The sequence below is a fragment of the Nocardia sp. NPDC059177 genome (genome assembly GCF_042755165.1).
Lineage (GTDB): Bacteria > Actinomycetota > Actinomycetes > Mycobacteriales > Mycobacteriaceae > Nocardia.
The window spans coordinates 40,693-56,174 of the sequence record NZ_JBHZBX010000015.1 but is presented as its reverse complement, the minus strand read 5'-3'; the positions used below and the strand labels follow the sequence as shown (position 1 = coordinate 56,174).

Sequence of the window (15,482 nt, the reverse complement as noted above, 5' to 3'; positions counted from 1 at the left end):
ACCACCGATGGTGTCACCCCGGTCCGACAGGAATCCGCGGTCGGTTCGTTCGGACCCGGTCACGCGGGCTGTGCGGCCTCCAGTGTCGCGATCACCTCGTCCAGCTTGTTGATGACGAACAGTTCGGTGCCCGTGTCGGTGTCGATACGTAGGCGAGTGCGCAGGCCGCCGCTGAACAGCCCGCCGTCAGGCTCGTGCCGCCCCAGCGCACGCAGCTGTGCGAGTGGGGTTTCCCAGCGCTTGCCACCGGTGACCGCGTCGAGGTGATTCGGGACGAACAGCAGCCGGGTTTCGGTCAGGTGGAGCCGCCCACCCACCGCCCGATTCCCTTGCGTCCGATTGGCGAAGCTCCGCCACACCACGTTCTCCGACGCCCCCAGCCCAGGGCTACCGATCCACAATCCCATCAGCCATTCCTCGATTCGATCCCGACATCCGTCACCCTGAATCGCTTTCCGACCGGGCACCGTTAATAGTGCATCGGTCCGGCCGTCGATGTGCTGGTAGTCCGGCAGGTGCCTGGTCAGTTCGTCCCGACCGGGTCGTAGATGGCGAAAGCTGCGCCACCGTCGCCTGATCTCCCACGAAAAGAGCCCCGGGCCAACGGGTCCCGGGGCTCTTTTCGTGTGGTGGATCAGACCTTGTCGACCTCTCCGTTGGACAATGCCTTCTGCAGGGAGTTGAACACCGTCAAGCCCTGGCCGACCATTCCGTTGACCAGTTCGCCGACGCCGTCGGGGCCGTTGAGGACGGTGAGGTTGGCGTTGGCGAGGCCGGTGGAGGCTTGTTTGACGATTTCGGGGAGTTGTTCGATGAGGAGCTGGTCGAGGGCGATGCGGTTGTTGGAGGCGGCGGCTTCGGCTTGGATGCGGGTGCGGTCGGCTTCGGCCTCGGCGAGGATGCGGACGCGTTCGGCTTCGGCGAGCGCGGGTTTCACGACCTCGGCCTGGAGTTCCTGCTGACGCAGTTCGGCGTTCTTGCGGGCCTGCTCGGCCTGGGCGGTGAGGACTTCCTGGCGGGCGATCGCGTCGGCGAGCGGACCGGCCTGGGCCGCTTCGGCTTTCGCCTTGTCGATGTCGCGCTGGTACTGCGCCTTGAGGATCGAGGTCTCGCGTTCGTATTCGGCCTGGCGGCGCAGCGATTCCTGTTCGGCCTCGGCCGAGCGCTGGGCGGCCTGGGCCTGGGCGATCTGGGCGTCGCGCTGCACGGCCGCGTTGTGCGGGGCGGCGAGGGCGTTGATGTAGCCGAGGTCGCCGTCGTCGATGGACTGGATCTGGAAGGAATCGACCCACAGGCCGATATTGCTCATCTCCACCTTGGAGGCCAGCAGTACTTCGTCGGCCAGCTTCTGCCGCTCGCGGATGATCTCCTCGACGGTCATCGAGCCGACGATCGAGCGCAGGTGGCCGGAGAAGATGCGCCCGGTCAGCACCGACATCTCCTGCTCCTGCTCGGAGAGGAAACGCTGGGCGGCGTTGACGATGGACGGGGTGTCGTTGGCGACCTTGAACGCGATCACCGCGCGCACGTCGAGCTGGATGGCCTGCTTGGTGACACAGCGTTCGCGGATCTCGGATTCGAACATCGCCAGGGAGAGGTAGCGGACCTTGCGGAACAGCGGAATCACCCAGGTGCCACGCCCGATGACCACCTTGAACGGTGCGTTGTCCTTGGTCTTGGCGCCGCTGACCAGCATGGCCTCGTCGGGGTCGGGAACGTGATAGCCCAGCATGTGAGCCCCCTTCTCTCAGATCTCTTGCGGAGGTTGCGGTGTGAGTGGAATCCAGCGGACGACCTCGACGATGCGGCCCGGCTGGACCGACACGATCAGGACCGTGGCACCCGCCTCGATCGCCTCGTCAGCGCGTGCGAGGTAGAGCTCGGTGCCCCCGCGAATCGCGACGAGTACCTCGCCGAGTGCTCCCGCCGCACGGATCGGTGACGTGATGGTGCCCGTCATGCCGTGCACGGGGTCGGTCATACCGGCTGAACCTCCTTGTCTCGCACCGAATGCCGTCAGGGTACGACAGCTCGGCCAATTTGCGGTTACAGAATTCTTATTGACAGCATTCTGTCAAATATGACAACATGCTGTCATGTCCAGGAAAACAGTTCACGCGGCCGTGTACGACTCTCTCGCGGACTGGGAGGCCGGCGCCGCTCTGGCGAATATCGCCGACACCTCCTGGCATCGGGAGCCGGGCGTCTTCGAGGTGCGCACCGTCGGGCTCACCGCCGAGCCGATCACCACGATGGGCCGCTTCCGGGTGACCCCAGAGCTCGCGCTCGCCGACCTCGACCCCGCCGACAGTGCCATGCTGATCCTGCCCGGCGCCGACCTGTGGTCCGGGGAGGCGCTGATGCCGTTCGCCGAGACCGCGAAACGATTCGTGGAGGCGGGTGTTCCGGTCGCTGGAATCTGTGGCGCCACAACCGGTCTGGCCAGAGTGGGACTGCTCGATGATCGTGCGCACACGAGCAATGCTTCGGAAGCACTTGCCCTGCCCGGCTATTCGGGCGCGGCGCATTATGTAGATGCCCCCGCCGTCACCGACCGCGATGTGATCACCGCGAATGCCATGTCCCCCTTCGAATTCGCCCGCGAGATCTTCGCCCGCCTCGACCTGTTCGACCCGCCGGTTCTCGACGCCTGGTTCCAGCTGTTCGCGCACAAAGATGCCAGCGCCTACGCCGCGCTGACGGCCACCGAATGACCCCCGAACAGGAACTGCTCGACGGCGCCGCGCTCACCGTCTACCGGCTGAACGGCCAATTCCTCACCGTCGGTGACGGATTGGCCGCGCCCGCCGGGATCTCGGTGGCCTGGTGGCAGGTGATGGCGGCGGTGCAGGACCGGCCGCTGCCGGTCGCCGGGATCGCGCGCGCCATGGGCATCACCCGGCAGAGTGTGCAGCGAGTGGCGGATCTGCTGGTGGACAAGGGAATCTGCGAGTACCGGCCCAATCCCGCGCACAAGCGCGCCAAGCTCGTCGCCATCACCGAAACGGGCCTGGCCGCGATCGAGCGGATCGGCCCGCAGCACGCGGCCATGGCCGAGCGGCTCGCGGCGGTGCTCGGCCCGGCGGAGTTCGCCGCCACCGTCGCCACGCTCACCCGGCTCTCGGCGGCCCTTGACGTCATCATCGCGGGAGCGCCGGACTAGGTGCGGCCGGGTCGACCACGCCTGATGCGAATTTGCTATCGTCCAATTCGCGCAGCAGAACAGTCGTATTCGCCCGGGAAATCGCCGCCAACGGATCGGATCGAACATGTCGAGAGCAGTCGCAGCAGCAGGTGTGGTCCTCAGCGTTCTCGGTGCCGTGACGGCCGGGCAGGTCGGCGTGGCGGATGCCGCGGCCCCTGCGGTGCTCGGTGGCGGTTCCGGCATCCTCGTCAACGACGCGACCTGCACCCTCACCACGATCGGGCACGATTCGGCCGGCCGGCTGGTCGGGCTCACCGCCGCGCACTGCGGGCCGGAGGGGGCGAGCATCGTCGCCGAGCAGAATGCCGACGCGGGCACCGTCGGTACGATCGGCTACCGCAGCGAAGCCATGGACTATTCCGTGATCACCTTCGATCCGGACCTGGTGGTGCCGGTGAACCGGGTGGGCAACACGACCATCACCGGCGTCGGCGGCCCGGCGCAGTTCCCGGATATCGCCTGCAAGGAAGGCCGTACCACCGCGCAGACCTGCGGGTTGGCCTACGGTGACCCGTTGCAGTCCGAGATCGCCACCCTCACCCAGATCTGTGTGGTCGCCGGTGATTCCGGCGGTCCGGTGGTGGTCGGTTCGACGCTGGTCGGCATGGTCAACGGCTATGTCTACGTGCCCTGCCTCGGGCCGGAGGTCGGCATGAACATCACCACGATCCTCGCCGACATCGACGCGCGCGGTGACCTCGGCGCTGGCTTCCGGCCGATCTGACCCCGGACACCACGATGCCCTCGCCACCGTCGGCGAGGGCATCGCGGCTGAGCTCAGCTCTGCAGGGCGACCTCGATCTCGAGGGTGAGGGTGATCTTGTCGCCGATCACCGCGCCGCCGTCGGGCAGCGGCATGTCGATGTCGAGGCCGAACTCGCGGCGCGAGACCACGGTCTTGGCCTCGAAGCCGGCGACCGGGCCGTTGCCCATGCCCGGGTTGACGCCGAGGAACTCGACCTCGAGCGAGACCGGCTTGGTGTTGCCGCGCACGGTGAACTCGCCGTCGACGACGAAGTCGGAGCCCTCGCCGCGGAAGGCGGTGGACTTGAAGGTCATCACCGGGAAGTCCTCGACGTGGAAGAAGTCGGCGGTGCGCAGGTGACCGTCGCGCTGGGCGTTGTCGGTGGTCAGCGAGTCGACGCGGATCTCGGCCTGCGCGGAAGCGGTGCCGTCGGCGTTGATGACGAGCGAGCCGTCGAAATCGGTGAAACGGCCGCGGACCTTGCTCACCATCAGGTGGCGGACCGAGAAGCCCACGGTGGAGTGGCTCGGGTCGATGGCCCAGGTGCCCGCGGTCAGTCCGGTGGCGATGGCGTTGGTCATGAGTTGCTCCTTCGAGTGGGTTCTAGCGGGAGAAGTTGCCTGCGAGCAGGTCTTCGAACGGGGTGGTTTCGGCAAAGGGGTCGATGGTGCGGGTCCGGGATCGGTCGGCCAGGAGTTCGGTGAATTCCTCGGCGGCCCGGTCGATCCGGCGGTTCAGGCCGTCGCCCGCGCCCTCGCCCCAGTCGCTGGACGCGGCGTAGACGGCGGTCGGGACGACGACCGAGCGCAGGTAGGCGAACAGCGGCCGCAACGCGAATTCGAGTGCGAGCGAATGCCGTTCGGTGCCGCCGGTGGCGCCGATCAGCACCGGCATCCCGACCAGCGATTCCGGCTCGATGACGTCGAAGAACGTCTTGAACAGGCCGCTGTAGGAGGCGCTGAAGATCGGTGTCACCGCGATCAGGCCGTCGGCGCTGACGACCCGGTCGATGGTGGCGCGCAGGGCGGGCGAGGCGAAGCCGGTGACCAGGTTGTCGGCCAGGTCCCTGGCGTGCTCGCGCAGGTCGACGAAGTCGAGTTCGATCTCGAGGCCGCGCGCCGTCGCGGCGGCCAGGCGTTCGGCGAGCAACCGGGTCGAGGAGGGCTGGGACAGCCCGCCCGAGACGACCGCGATCCGGCGGGTCATGCGGCCACCTCCGTCGACTTGGCGGCGAGCAGCGAGACGTGCGTGGGGGCGTCCGGGATGTGGGCCGGGCGGCCCGCGGCGAACTCCTTGCGCAGCACCGGGATCACTTCCTCGCCGAGCAGGTCCAGCTGCTCGAGCACGGTCTTCAGCGGCAGACCGGCGTGGTCGACCAGGAACAGCTGGCGCTGGTAGTCGCCGAAGTGCTCGCGGAAGGTGAGCGTCTTCTCGATGACCTGTTCGGGGCTGCCGACGGTCAGCGGGGTCTGCTCGGTGAACTCCTCGAGCGAGGGGCCGTGGCCGTAGACGGGCGCGTTGTCGAAGTAGGGGCGGAACTCGCGGACCGCGTCCTGGGAGTTCTTGCGCAGGAACACCTGGCCGCCGAGGCCGACGATCGCCTGGTCGGCGCTGCCGTGGCCGTAGTGCTCGTAGCGGCGGCGGTAGAGCTCGATGAGCCGCTGGAAGTGGTCCTTGGGCCAGAAGATGTGGTTGGCGAAGAATCCGTCACCGTAATAGGCGGCCTGTTCGGCGATCTCCGGGCTGCGGATGGAACCGTGCCAGACGAACGGGGCGACGTCGTCGAGCGGGCGCGGGGTGGCGGTGAACGACTGCAACGGGGTGCGGAAGCGGCCCTGCCAGTCGACTACCTCTTCGCGCCACAGCTGGTGCAGCAGGGCGTAGTTCTCGATGGCGAGGGGGATGCCGTCGCGGATGTCCTTGCCGAACCACGGGTAGACCGGGCCGGTATTGCCGCGGCCGAGCATCAGGTCGACGCGGCCGTCGGCCAGGTGCTGCAGGGTCGCGAAGTCCTCGGCGATCTTGACCGGGTCGTTGGTGGTGATCAGCGTGGTCGAGGTCGACAGCTGGATGCGGTCGGTGCGGCCGGCGATGTAGCCGAGCATGGTGGTGGGCGAGGACGGGACGAAGGGCGGGTTGTGGTGCTCGCCCATCGCGAACACGTCGAGGCCCACCTCCTCGGCCTTCTGCGCGATGGTGACCATCGCCTTGATCCGCTCGCCCTCGGTGGGGGTACGGCCGGTGGTCGGATCGGTGGTCACGTCGCCGACGGTGAAGATTCCGAACTGCACTGGCCCTCCTCGACTCGCTTTGGTTGCCATGGCAACTATAACTAGTTGACGAGGAAACTTATTCCGATGAGAGCTAGATCACATCACTCGGCGAACGGCCTGCGGGTGCGGCCGACCAGGTCGGCCACCGAATCCACCACCATGGTCGGCCGGAAGGGGTAGGCCTCGAGCGAGGACTTGGTGGAGATTCCCGAGGTCACCAGCACGGTGCGCAGGCCGGCCTCGAGACCGGCGATCACATCGGTGTCCATCCGGTCGCCGATCATCACCGTGCTCTGCGAATGCGCGCCGATCCGGCGCAGCGCCGAACGCATCATCAGCGGATTGGGTTTGCCGACGTAATACGGCTCCTTGCCGGTGGCCCGGGTGATCAACGCGGCGACCGAACCCGTCGCGGGCAGTACGCCGTCGCGCGACGGACCGGTGGCGTCGGGATTGGTGGCGATGAACTTGGCGCCCCGATCGACCAGGCGGATGGCGGTGGTGATCGCCTCGAAGGAATAGGTGCGGGTCTCGCCGAGCACCACATAGTCCGGGTCGACGTCGGTGAGGACGTAACCGATCTCGTGCAGCGCGGTGGTCAGTCCGGACTCGCCGACCACATAGGCGGTGCCGTTGGGGCGCTGGTCGTCGAGGAAGGTCGCGGTGGCCAGCGCCGAGGTCCAGATCGCCTCCTCGGGGATGTCGAGGCCGGTCTGGCGCAACCGCGCCTGCAGATCGCGCGGGGTACGGATCGAGTTGTTGGTGAGTACCAGGAACGGGATCTCGTTCGCGCGCAGCTCGGCGAGGAACTCGTCGGCGCCGGGGATCAGCTGATCCTCGTGCACCAGCACACCGTCCATGTCGGTCAGATAGGACAGGATCTGCTCATCGTTGGTGGTCACCAGCTAATCATCCGTTAAATCGCGGGCGCGTGCGAGCCGCCGCTACCCGGGCGTCGGCTCCCGGCGTTCGTTAATGTCGAGGACGCAGGGGCGCGACGAAGCGAACGACAGGAGTGGCTGAGATGGTTGATCTCAAGCTCGGGTACAAGGCATCGGCCGAACAGTTCGGGCCGCGGGAACTGGTCGAGCTCGCCGTGGCCGCGGAGGCGCACGGACTCGACAGCGCGACCGTGAGCGATCACTTCCAGCCGTGGCGGCACAACGGTGGGCACGCGCCGTTCTCGCTGGCCTGGCTGGCCGCCGCGGGCGAGCGCACCGAACGCATCATGCTCGGCACCTCGGTGCTCACCCCCACTTTCCGCTACAACCCGGCGGTGATCGCGCAGGCCTTCGCCACCTTCGGCTGCCTGTACCCGGGCCGGGTCATGCTCGGTGTCGGCACCGGCGAGGCGCTCAACGAGATCGCCACCGGATACAAGGGTGAATGGCCTGATTTCAAGGAGCGATTCGCCCGGCTGCGCGAATCGGTGCAGCTCATGCGCGCGCTGTGGACCGGTGAGCGGACCGATTTCGACGGCGAGTACTACCACACGGTCGGTGCCTCCATCTACGACGTGCCCAAGGGCGGCATCCCCGTCTACATCGCCGCGGGCGGCCCGGTGGTCGCGCGCTACGCGGGCCGCGCGGGTGACGGTTTCATCTGCACCTCGGGCAAGGGCATGGACCTCTACACCGAGAAACTCATGCCCGCCGTCGCCGAGGGCGCGGCCAAGGCCGAGCGCGACTTGGCCGCCATCGACAAGATGATCGAGATCAAGATCTCCTACGACACCGATCCCGAACTGGCGCTACAGAACACGCGCTTCTGGGCGCCGCTGTCGCTGACCGCCGAGCAGAAGCACGACATCACTGACCCGATCGAAATGGAAGCCGCCGCCGACGCGCTGCCGATCGAACAGGTCGCCAAGCGCTGGATCGTGGCCAGCGACCCGGACGAGGCCGTCGCCCAGATCAAGCCCTACCTCGACGCCGGCCTGAACCACCTGGTCTTCCACGCCCCCGGCCACGACCAGCTCCGCTTCCTCGACCTGTTCCAGCGCGACCTGGCACCGCGCCTGCGCGCACTGGGCTGAGCCGAGGTGGGCGTGGTCGTAGACATTCGTAGACAATGGCGCCTACCATGGCGTCATGAAGTCGATCAGCGTCGGTGAGCTGCGCCAGAACCCTGCCGAGATGATCGCCGACGTGGAGTCCGGCGAGGTCTACGAACTCACCCGGCACAACAATCGGGTGGGCTATATCGTCCCGGCGGTCAGCTCCGCCCAGATCATCCGGCGAGCTGTCGCGGGCGGTGCGCGCACGCGCGGCATCGCCCGCCACCAGCTCCGCACCGCCGCGTCGATCGACGAGCTCCTCGACTCCGAGAAAGGCGAGTGGTGAGGGCCTACTATCTCGACAGCTCGGTCGCGGTCCGGATCATCCTGGGTCACTCCATCGATGCTGCCGAGTGGTTCGACGCGACCACGGCCGACCGGGACAGCCGGATCATCTCCTCGCGGTTGCTGCGCACCGAGCTCACCCGGGTGCTGCGCCGCGAGGGGCTGCCGGTCCTGGATCGTGGCCAGATCATCGACTACATCGACACCATCCCGGTCGATCACGCGGTACTGAACGAGGCCGAAGCGATCATCTCGCACATCAAGACCCTCGACGCCATTCATCTGGCGTCGGCCCTGCGCAGTGGCCTGGACGACCTCACCGTGGTCACCCATGACAAGACGATGGCCACCGTCGCGGGCGACCTCGGATTCGAGGTCTACGACCCGGTTCGCTGAACCGGCCCAACGCGGTCGAACACACACCGCCCGGCCGGATCGCCATCGATTAACTAAGCTCGCCAGCATGGTCGAACACGCGCCGTCCACTGTGTACATAGCCTCCCCGGAGGGTGACACCGGAAAATCCACCGTGGCGCTGGGCGCACTGCAGATGCTGTGCGCGACCACCGCCCGGGTCGGGGTGTTCCGCCCGATCACCCGCTCCTCGGCCGAGCCCGACTACATCCTGGAACTGCTGCTCGAGCACAGCACCGCCGATATCGGCTACGAACAGGCCGTCGGCGTCACCTACGAGGACGTGCACCGCGACCCCGACGCCGCGATCAGCGATATCGTCATGCGCTTCCACGATGTCGCCAAGGCGTGCGACGCGGTGGTGATCATCGGCAGCGACTACACCGATGTCGCCAGCCCCAGCGAACTGCGCTACAACGCCAGGATCGCGGTGAATCTGGGCGCGCCGGTACTGCTGGTGGTGCGCGGCGCCGAACGGACCCCGGCCGAGGTCAAGCACCTGGTCGAATTGTGTGCCGGCGAACTGCACGCCGAGCACGCGCAGCTGGTCGCGGTGGTCGCCAACCGGTGCGTGCCCGATGAGCTCGACGAGATCGCCACTGCCCTGGCCGATTTCGATGTTCCGTCCTGGACGCTGCCCGAGGTGCCGCTGCTGATGGCGCCGACCATGGGTGAGCTGTGCGGGGCGATCGACGGCGAAATCTACAGTGGCGACCCGGAATTGCTGCAACGCGAGGCACTGCGCATCATGGTCGGTGGCATGACCGCCGAGCACATTCTCGAGCGCCTGTCCGACGGCGTCGTGGTGATCGCGCCGGGTGATCGCTCCGATGTCCTGCTCAGTGTCGTGAACGCCCATGAGGCGGCGGGCTTTCCGTCGCTGGCCGGGGTGATCATGAACGGCGGCATCCGCCCGCACCCGGCCATCGCCCGGCTGATGGAGGGCCTGCACCCCAAGCTGCCGATCCTCACCACCGAACTCGGCACCTACGACACCGCCAGCGCGGTGCACCGCACCCGGGGCCGGATGTGGGCGGGCAGCCCGCTCAAGGTCGACACCGCGCTGGCCCTGATGGAACAGCGCGTCGACGCGGCCGCCCTGCTCGAGCGCATCCAGGTGCCCGCCTCGAATGTGGTGACCCCGCAGATGTTCGAGTACCGGCTGATCGAACGCGCCCGCGCCGACCGCAAGCGCATCGTGCTGCCCGAAGGCGACGACGACCGCATCCTGCGCGCGGCGGGCCGGGTGCTCCAGCGCAAGATCGCCGACCTCACCATCCTCGGCGACGAGACCGCCGTGCGGGCCCGCGCCGCCGAACTCGGCGTCGACATCGAGGCCGCGCAGGTGCTCGACCCGCGCACCTCCGGCTACCTCGACGAGTTCGCCGCCGAATACACCGAGTTACGCAAGCACAAGGGCATGACGCTGGAGCGAGCCCGCGAAACCATGGCCGACATCTCGTATTTCGGCACCATGATGGTCTACAAGGGGATCGCCGACGGCATGGTCTCCGGTGCCGCGCACACCACCGCGCACACCATCCGGCCCTCCTTCGAGATCATCAAGACGGTGCCTGGCGTCTCGACCGTGTCGAGCGTGTTCCTGATGTGCCTGGCCGATCGGGTGCTCGCCTACGGTGACTGCGCGGTGGTGCCGGACCCGAGTGCCGAGCAGCTGGCCGATATCGCGGTGTCCTCGGCCGAGACCGCGGCGCGCTTCGGGATCGAACCGCGGGTGGCGATGCTGTCGTACTCGACCGGCGCTTCGGGCACCGGCGCCGATGTCGACAAGGTGCGCACGGCCACCGAGTATGTGCGTGAGCGCGCGCCCGAGCTGCCGGTGGAGGGTCCGATCCAATACGACGCCGCGATCGAGCCCGCCGTCGCCAGCACCAAGCTGCCCAATTCCACGGTGGCGGGCAAGGCGACGGTATTCGTCTTCCCCGACCTCAATACCGGCAACAACACCTATAAAGCGGTGCAGCGCAGCGCGGGTGCGGTGGCGATCGGCCCCGTGTTGCAGGGTCTGCGCAAGCCGGTCAACGATCTCTCGCGCGGCGCGCTGGTCGCCGACATCGTCAACACGGTGGCCATCACCGCCATCCAGGCGCAGGGGGACCTGTGAGCGACCTCGTACTGGTTCTGAACTGCGGATCATCCTCGATCAAATATCAGCTGCTGCACGCGGATTCGGCCCAGGTGCGGGCCTCGGGGCTGGTCGAGAAGATCGGTGAGGCGCACGGTGGACGCGTCGTGCACGAGTGCGGCGAACAGAAACTCGTGCACGAGGGACCGATCCCGGACCACCGGGCCGGCCTGCGCCAGGCCTTCGAGATGTTCCGCGCGACCGGCATCGACCTGACCACCGCCGGCATCGGCGCGGTCGGCCATCGTGTCGTGCACGGCGGTGAGGTGTTCTGGCAACCCACCCTGATCACCGGCGAAGTCCTGCGCACCATCCGCGAACTCTCGGTCCTCGCGCCCCTGCACAACCCCGCCAATGCCATCGGCATCGAGTCGACCAGCGAACTGCTGCCCGGCATTCCGGAGGTCGCGGTCTTCGACACCGCGTTCTTCCACACCCTCCCCGAAGCGGCCCGGACCTACGCGATCGACGCGAAAATCGCTGCCGCGCACGGTGTCCGGCGCTACGGTTTCCACGGAACCTCACATGAGTACGTCTCGGAGAAGGCCGCCGAGTATCTCGGCCGCCCCACCTCGGAGCTGAACCAGATCATCTTCCACCTGGGCAACGGCGCCTCGGCCTCAGCGGTGCGCGGCGGCCTCGCCATCGACACCACCATGGGCATGACACCGCTGGAAGGGCTGGTCATGGGCACCCGCCCCGGCGACCTGGACCCCGGCATCATGCCTCACTTGATGAATGTCGCCGGGCTCGATCTGCCCGCCGTCGAACAACTCCTCAACCGTGACTCCGGGATCAAGGGCCTCTCCGGCGTCAACGACTTCCGCGAGTTGCAGCAGCTCATCGAAGGCGGCGACGCCCAAGCGAAGCTGGCCTTCGATGTCTACATCCACCAGCTCCGCCGCTACCTCGGCGCCTACCTGGTCGAACTCGGCACCGTCGACACCATCGTCTTCACCGCGGGGGTGGGCGAGAACAGCCCGGCCGTGCGCGCCGCCGCGCTGGCCGGCCTGACCGGCCTGGGCATCGATGTGGACAACGCGCGCAACGAGACTCGCGCGCCCGGGGTCCGGCGCATCTCCCCGGATTCCGCCCCGGTCGCGGTGCTGGTGGTGCCGACCAACGAGGAACTCGCCATCGCTCGCGCCGCCGACGAACTGGTCAACAGCTAGTCGAGCGGTCACTCACGGCGGTAAAATCGACGGGCGCATCGGGTCAGCGCGGCATCGAAACTCGGTGGGAGGGGCGATGATCGGCCGAGTGCTGGCGATTCTGGTAGGCGGCGGTCTGCTGGTGTTCGCGGTGACGCAGACCGTCGATCCGTTTCATCAGACGCGGGAATACCGGCATCAGGTGGCGTGCGAGAAGACGGTGGGGAGCTGCTTCGACGAAGAGACCGTCACCATCGTCGAGAAGGAAACGTCCTCATCGACGTCCACCCACATCAACAGTGACGGCACCACCAGCACGACCACGACGAATCACCTCACCATCCGCTGGCTGCGCGATGGGGAGAAGCAGTCGCACGACGTGAACGGCGAGCTGTTCGGGAAGGCCACCGAGGGCGGGCAGGCGACGCTGCGGCTCTGGCAGGGGCAGGTCGTCGGCATCGTCATCGACGGGGCATCCGACGCGTACAACCCGAGTCAGGCCGGGCGGCTGGGATGGTGGCTGTGGCTGGCGTTCGTGGGGCTCGGGTTGGTGCTGGCGGGGCTGTTCGAGCCGGTCGGCGGGTTCATGGGGGCTTTCCGGCTGGGCGCGTGGTCCTTCGCCGGAGCGCTCCCGCTCGGCGTGTTCGTGCCGAGCCTGCTCGCCAACGGGGTCCAACCGGATGTCGGATTCTTCGTGCTGGCGGGGGTCACCGTGCTGTTCACCGGGGCCGGGGTCGCGATGCTGGTCAACTCGCTGCGCGACTGAGTGATTCAGAACCAGGACTTCGGGCGCAGCGAATTGGCGAGGTCGACCAGGGCGTAGCGGTGGGCGCGGTTCGGGGCGTTGCGGGCCAGGGCGCGCAGGCCTGTCTCGGTGCCGTCGCGCAGGTCGCGTTCGTCGAAGGGGCGGCCGAAGAGCTTGGCGTCCTTGCGTTTCGGGGTGTTGCCCGCTCGCAGCCAGGCCAGGGCGGTGCCCTGTACCAGGGTGCGCATGAGGGTGGCGCGGTGCTCGCCCGCGGGGACGGACTGGGCGCGGGAGGCGGCCAGACGCAGCACCTGTTCGTCGAGGTCGGCGACCGGGGCGCTGGTGAGCAGCAGCAGGATGGCGGTGGTCTGGGCGGTGGTGAAGTGGCGCGACGCGGCGGGGACCTCGTCGAGGGCGTGCACCGCCTCGCCGACCTGGTCGGCCACGGCCAGCTGCCTGGCCAGGCCGAAGGCGGCGCTCACCACGGCGCGATCGGTGCGCCAGACGGTCGCGTAATAGCGTTCGGCGAAGGCCCGCCACTGCTCGGGCGCATCGGAATCCCAGTGTTGCAGAATCAGTTCCGCGGTGGCAGCCAGCGCCAGCTTGGGGGCGATCTCACCGGGCAGCACCCGCAGGACCGTCTCGAATGCGGCGAAGGCGGACTCGTAGTCGAGTTCGAGTAGCCCGGCCAAGCCTTTGAACCAGGCGGTGCGCCAATCGGATTCGCTGGGAGCGCGATCGAGCAGGTGCAGGACCGCCGCTGACTCGCCCAGTTCCAGGCGGGCGCGGGCCTCGGCGTAGAGGAGTTCGCCCGCCAGGGTTTCCGGTGCGTTGTCGGGGTCGGCCTCGGCGCGTTCACGGGCATCGTGCAGGGCCTCGAGTACGCGTTCGGGTTCGGGGTTGGCGGTGGCGGCCAGCAGCGGCGCGGACGGGTCGGACGGGTCGATCAGCGGAATCGGCAGGGCGGCGACCACATCGCTGGAGTCCAGCAGCGGGGAGCGTCCGGTGCCGTCGAGGTAGGCGTCGGTCTGGCTGATCAGTTCCTCGGTGCCGAAGCTGGTGCGCTGGGGACTGAAGACGGTGGACAGCTGGGGATGTTCGCCGCCGGTGTCGTAGGCGAGGATCTCGCGCAGTACCCCGGCCAGCTGGGCCGACATCGCGCGCGCCGACGGAAAACGCTGTGCCGGATCGAGTTCGGTGGCGGTGAGCAGGAAACGGTGGAAGAACTCGTAGCGGGCGAGCAGCGGCTCGTCGGCCGGATCGGGGATGCCGTCGAGGTAGCGGCCGTGCTCGCTGGGTAGATCGAGGGTGAGCGCGGCCAGCGTCCGGCCGACGGTGTAGATGTCGGAGGCGGGGGTGGGGCCGGTCTTGGCGATCTCGGGTGCCTGGAATCCCTTGGTGCCGTAGAGGTTTCCGTAGGCCTCGATGGTGGCGACCGCGCCGAGGTCGATGAGTTTGACCTGGTCCTCGGTGACCATCACATTGTCGGGCTTGAGGTCGTTGTAGGTCAGACCGATCGAATGCAGGTGCTCGAGGGCGGGCAGGATCTCCAGCACATACGCGATGGCCTCGGCCAGCGGCATCCGGATCTGGCCGGGCCGGGCATCGAGGATGTCACGCAGCGAATGCCCGCCGACGTACTCCATCACGATGTAGCCGATGCTCGACCCGTCCCCGGCCGTGTGCTCGACGAAGTTGTGGATCTTGACGATGCTCGGGTGCGCCACCTCGGCCAGGAACTGCCGCTCGGCCACCGCGACCGCCTGCGCCTCGGCGTCACCGGCGTGCAGCAGGCCCTTGAGCACCACCCAGCGGTCGCTCACATTGCGGTCGATCGCCAGATAGATCCAGCCGAGCCCGCCGTGCGCGATACAGCCCTGGATCTCGTACTGCCCGGCGACCATATCGCCCTCGTGCAGCGACGGCCGGAAATCGTATGCCGCGCCGCAGGTTTCGCATACGCCACTGGAATTCGCGGCCTTGGCCGGGGTGGAGCGGCCCACCGGGTTCGCGCAGCGCCAGCAGAACCGCCTGCCCTCCGAGACCACCGGATCGGCGAGCACGGCATCGCGGGGATCGGCGGGGGAGACGGTCGGGATCGGCACCAGGCCAGCACCGAGACGGCGGGTCGGGCGCGAACGCGCGGTGCGCACACTGCGTCCGGAGCGCGACGTGGCGACCGGCTCGGAAACCCAGGCTTGCGTGGCCGGACCGACCGGAGTGGCCTGGGTACCGGGCGGTTCCGGCCGGGCCGCCATCTCGGTGACCGCGTGCGCGGTGAGTTTCGGCAGCGGCTGGGTCTCGTCGTCGGCGGGTGAGTCGGCGGGCGGTTCGGCGGACTCCGGCGGCAGCGTCCAGCCGCCGGGCAGCGTGCCGGGGCGGGGACGCTCGGTCAGCTGTGTCGGCTCGCGGCGCGTCAGCTCGGTGGGGGTGTGCGCGGCCGGGTCGTCCTGCGTACTCAT

The 15,482-nt window shown here is 68.0% G+C and carries 16 protein-coding genes and 1 pseudogene; 9 read left to right on the top strand and 8 right to left on the bottom strand.

All coding sequences use genetic code 11. From position 1 onward, the window contains the following. Positions 1-59: 59 nt before the first annotated feature. The 3 genes from ACFXK0_RS19535 to ACFXK0_RS19525 all read right to left on the bottom strand — a co-directional run bounded on the left by ACFXK0_RS19535 (position 60) and on the right by ACFXK0_RS19525 (position 1,981). Positions 60-317 (bottom strand): hypothetical protein, encoded by a 258-nt coding sequence (locus ACFXK0_RS19535; protein WP_379411905.1) that lies wholly within the window; start codon positions 315-317, stop codon positions 60-62. Positions 318-634: 317 nt separating this feature from the next. Then, positions 635-1,732 (bottom strand): SPFH domain-containing protein, encoded by a 1,098-nt coding sequence (locus ACFXK0_RS19530; RefSeq protein WP_379411904.1) that lies wholly within the window; start codon positions 1,730-1,732, stop codon positions 635-637. A 15-nt stretch (positions 1,733-1,747) separates the two neighbouring features. Beyond that, positions 1,748-1,981 (bottom strand): hypothetical protein, encoded by a 234-nt coding sequence (locus ACFXK0_RS19525; RefSeq protein ID WP_379411903.1) that lies wholly within the window; start codon positions 1,979-1,981, stop codon positions 1,748-1,750. Between the two features lie 115 nt (positions 1,982-2,096). Between ACFXK0_RS19525 and ACFXK0_RS19520 the strand changes: the two genes are divergently transcribed. The 3 genes from ACFXK0_RS19520 (at position 2,097) to ACFXK0_RS19510 (ending at position 3,929) form a co-directional block, all read left to right on the top strand. Then, positions 2,097-2,714, top strand: coding sequence for a DJ-1/PfpI family protein (locus ACFXK0_RS19520; protein ID WP_379411902.1), 618 nt, complete (start codon positions 2,097-2,099; stop codon positions 2,712-2,714). Continuing rightward, positions 2,711-3,163 (top strand): MarR family winged helix-turn-helix transcriptional regulator, encoded by a 453-nt coding sequence (locus tag ACFXK0_RS19515; RefSeq protein WP_379411901.1) that lies wholly within the window; start codon positions 2,711-2,713, stop codon positions 3,161-3,163. Before ACFXK0_RS19520 ends, ACFXK0_RS19515 begins: the two co-directional genes overlap by 4 nt. 106 nt (positions 3,164-3,269) lie before the next feature. Next, complete coding sequence (locus tag ACFXK0_RS19510; protein WP_379411900.1) at positions 3,270-3,929, top strand: serine protease; 660 nt, start codon at positions 3,270-3,272, stop codon at positions 3,927-3,929. A gap of 53 nt (positions 3,930-3,982) precedes the next feature. Here the strand turns inward: ACFXK0_RS19510 and ACFXK0_RS19505 are convergent, their stop codons facing one another. The 4 genes from ACFXK0_RS19505 to ACFXK0_RS19490 form a co-directional block, all read right to left on the bottom strand. Next, a complete protein-coding gene (locus tag ACFXK0_RS19505; protein WP_379411899.1) occupies positions 3,983-4,531 on the bottom strand; it encodes a YceI family protein in 549 nt (182 codons plus the stop codon). Positions 4,532-4,553: 22 nt separating this feature from the next. Continuing rightward, complete coding sequence (locus tag ACFXK0_RS19500; RefSeq protein ID WP_379411897.1) at positions 4,554-5,156, bottom strand: FMN reductase; 603 nt, start codon at positions 5,154-5,156, stop codon at positions 4,554-4,556. Next, positions 5,153-6,241 carry an LLM class flavin-dependent oxidoreductase gene (locus tag ACFXK0_RS19495; protein WP_379411896.1) on the bottom strand — a complete coding sequence of 363 codons (1,089 nt, stop codon included), beginning with the start codon at positions 6,239-6,241 and terminating at the stop codon, positions 5,153-5,155. Before ACFXK0_RS19495 ends, ACFXK0_RS19500 begins: the two co-directional genes overlap by 4 nt. An 83-nt stretch (positions 6,242-6,324) precedes the next feature. Continuing rightward, positions 6,325-7,083, bottom strand: a complete 759-nt coding sequence (locus tag ACFXK0_RS19490; protein WP_379412017.1) for an HAD-IIA family hydrolase — start codon at positions 7,081-7,083, stop codon at positions 6,325-6,327. A gap of 164 nt (positions 7,084-7,247) precedes the next feature. On the opposite strand from ACFXK0_RS19490, the gene fgd reads away from it, so the two are divergent. From fgd to ACFXK0_RS19460, 6 genes and pseudogenes are all read left to right on the top strand, one after another. Continuing rightward, entirely contained in the window at positions 7,248-8,258 is a 1,011-nt protein-coding gene (fgd, locus tag ACFXK0_RS19485; protein WP_379411895.1) for a glucose-6-phosphate dehydrogenase (coenzyme-F420), read from the top strand. Between the two features lie 55 nt (positions 8,259-8,313). Then, positions 8,314-8,463: pseudogene (locus ACFXK0_RS19480) on the top strand (type II toxin-antitoxin system Phd/YefM family antitoxin); the annotation flags it as partial. 98 nt (positions 8,464-8,561) lie between these two features. Continuing rightward, the gene (locus tag ACFXK0_RS19475) at positions 8,562-8,960 is read left to right on the top strand and encodes a type II toxin-antitoxin system VapC family toxin (protein ID WP_379411894.1); all 399 of its coding nucleotides are present in this window, start codon (positions 8,562-8,564) and stop codon (positions 8,958-8,960) included. A gap of 67 nt (positions 8,961-9,027) precedes the next feature. Then, complete coding sequence (gene pta, locus ACFXK0_RS19470) at positions 9,028-11,103, top strand: phosphate acetyltransferase (RefSeq protein ID WP_379411893.1); 2,076 nt, start codon at positions 9,028-9,030, stop codon at positions 11,101-11,103. After that, the gene (locus ACFXK0_RS19465) at positions 11,100-12,296 is read left to right on the top strand and encodes an acetate kinase (protein WP_379411892.1); all 1,197 of its coding nucleotides are present in this window, start codon (positions 11,100-11,102) and stop codon (positions 12,294-12,296) included. The genes pta and ACFXK0_RS19465 overlap by 4 nt, the downstream gene beginning before the upstream one ends. An 88-nt stretch (positions 12,297-12,384) precedes the next feature. Continuing rightward, positions 12,385-13,041: a hypothetical protein gene (locus tag ACFXK0_RS19460; RefSeq protein WP_379411891.1), complete on the top strand. Its 657-nt coding sequence runs from the start codon at positions 12,385-12,387 to the stop codon at positions 13,039-13,041. A 5-nt stretch (positions 13,042-13,046) separates the two neighbouring features. Here the strand turns inward: ACFXK0_RS19460 and ACFXK0_RS19455 are convergent, their stop codons facing one another. After that, positions 13,047-15,482 carry a tetratricopeptide repeat protein gene (locus ACFXK0_RS19455; protein WP_379411890.1) on the bottom strand — a complete coding sequence of 812 codons (2,436 nt, stop codon included), beginning with the start codon at positions 15,480-15,482 and terminating at the stop codon, positions 13,047-13,049.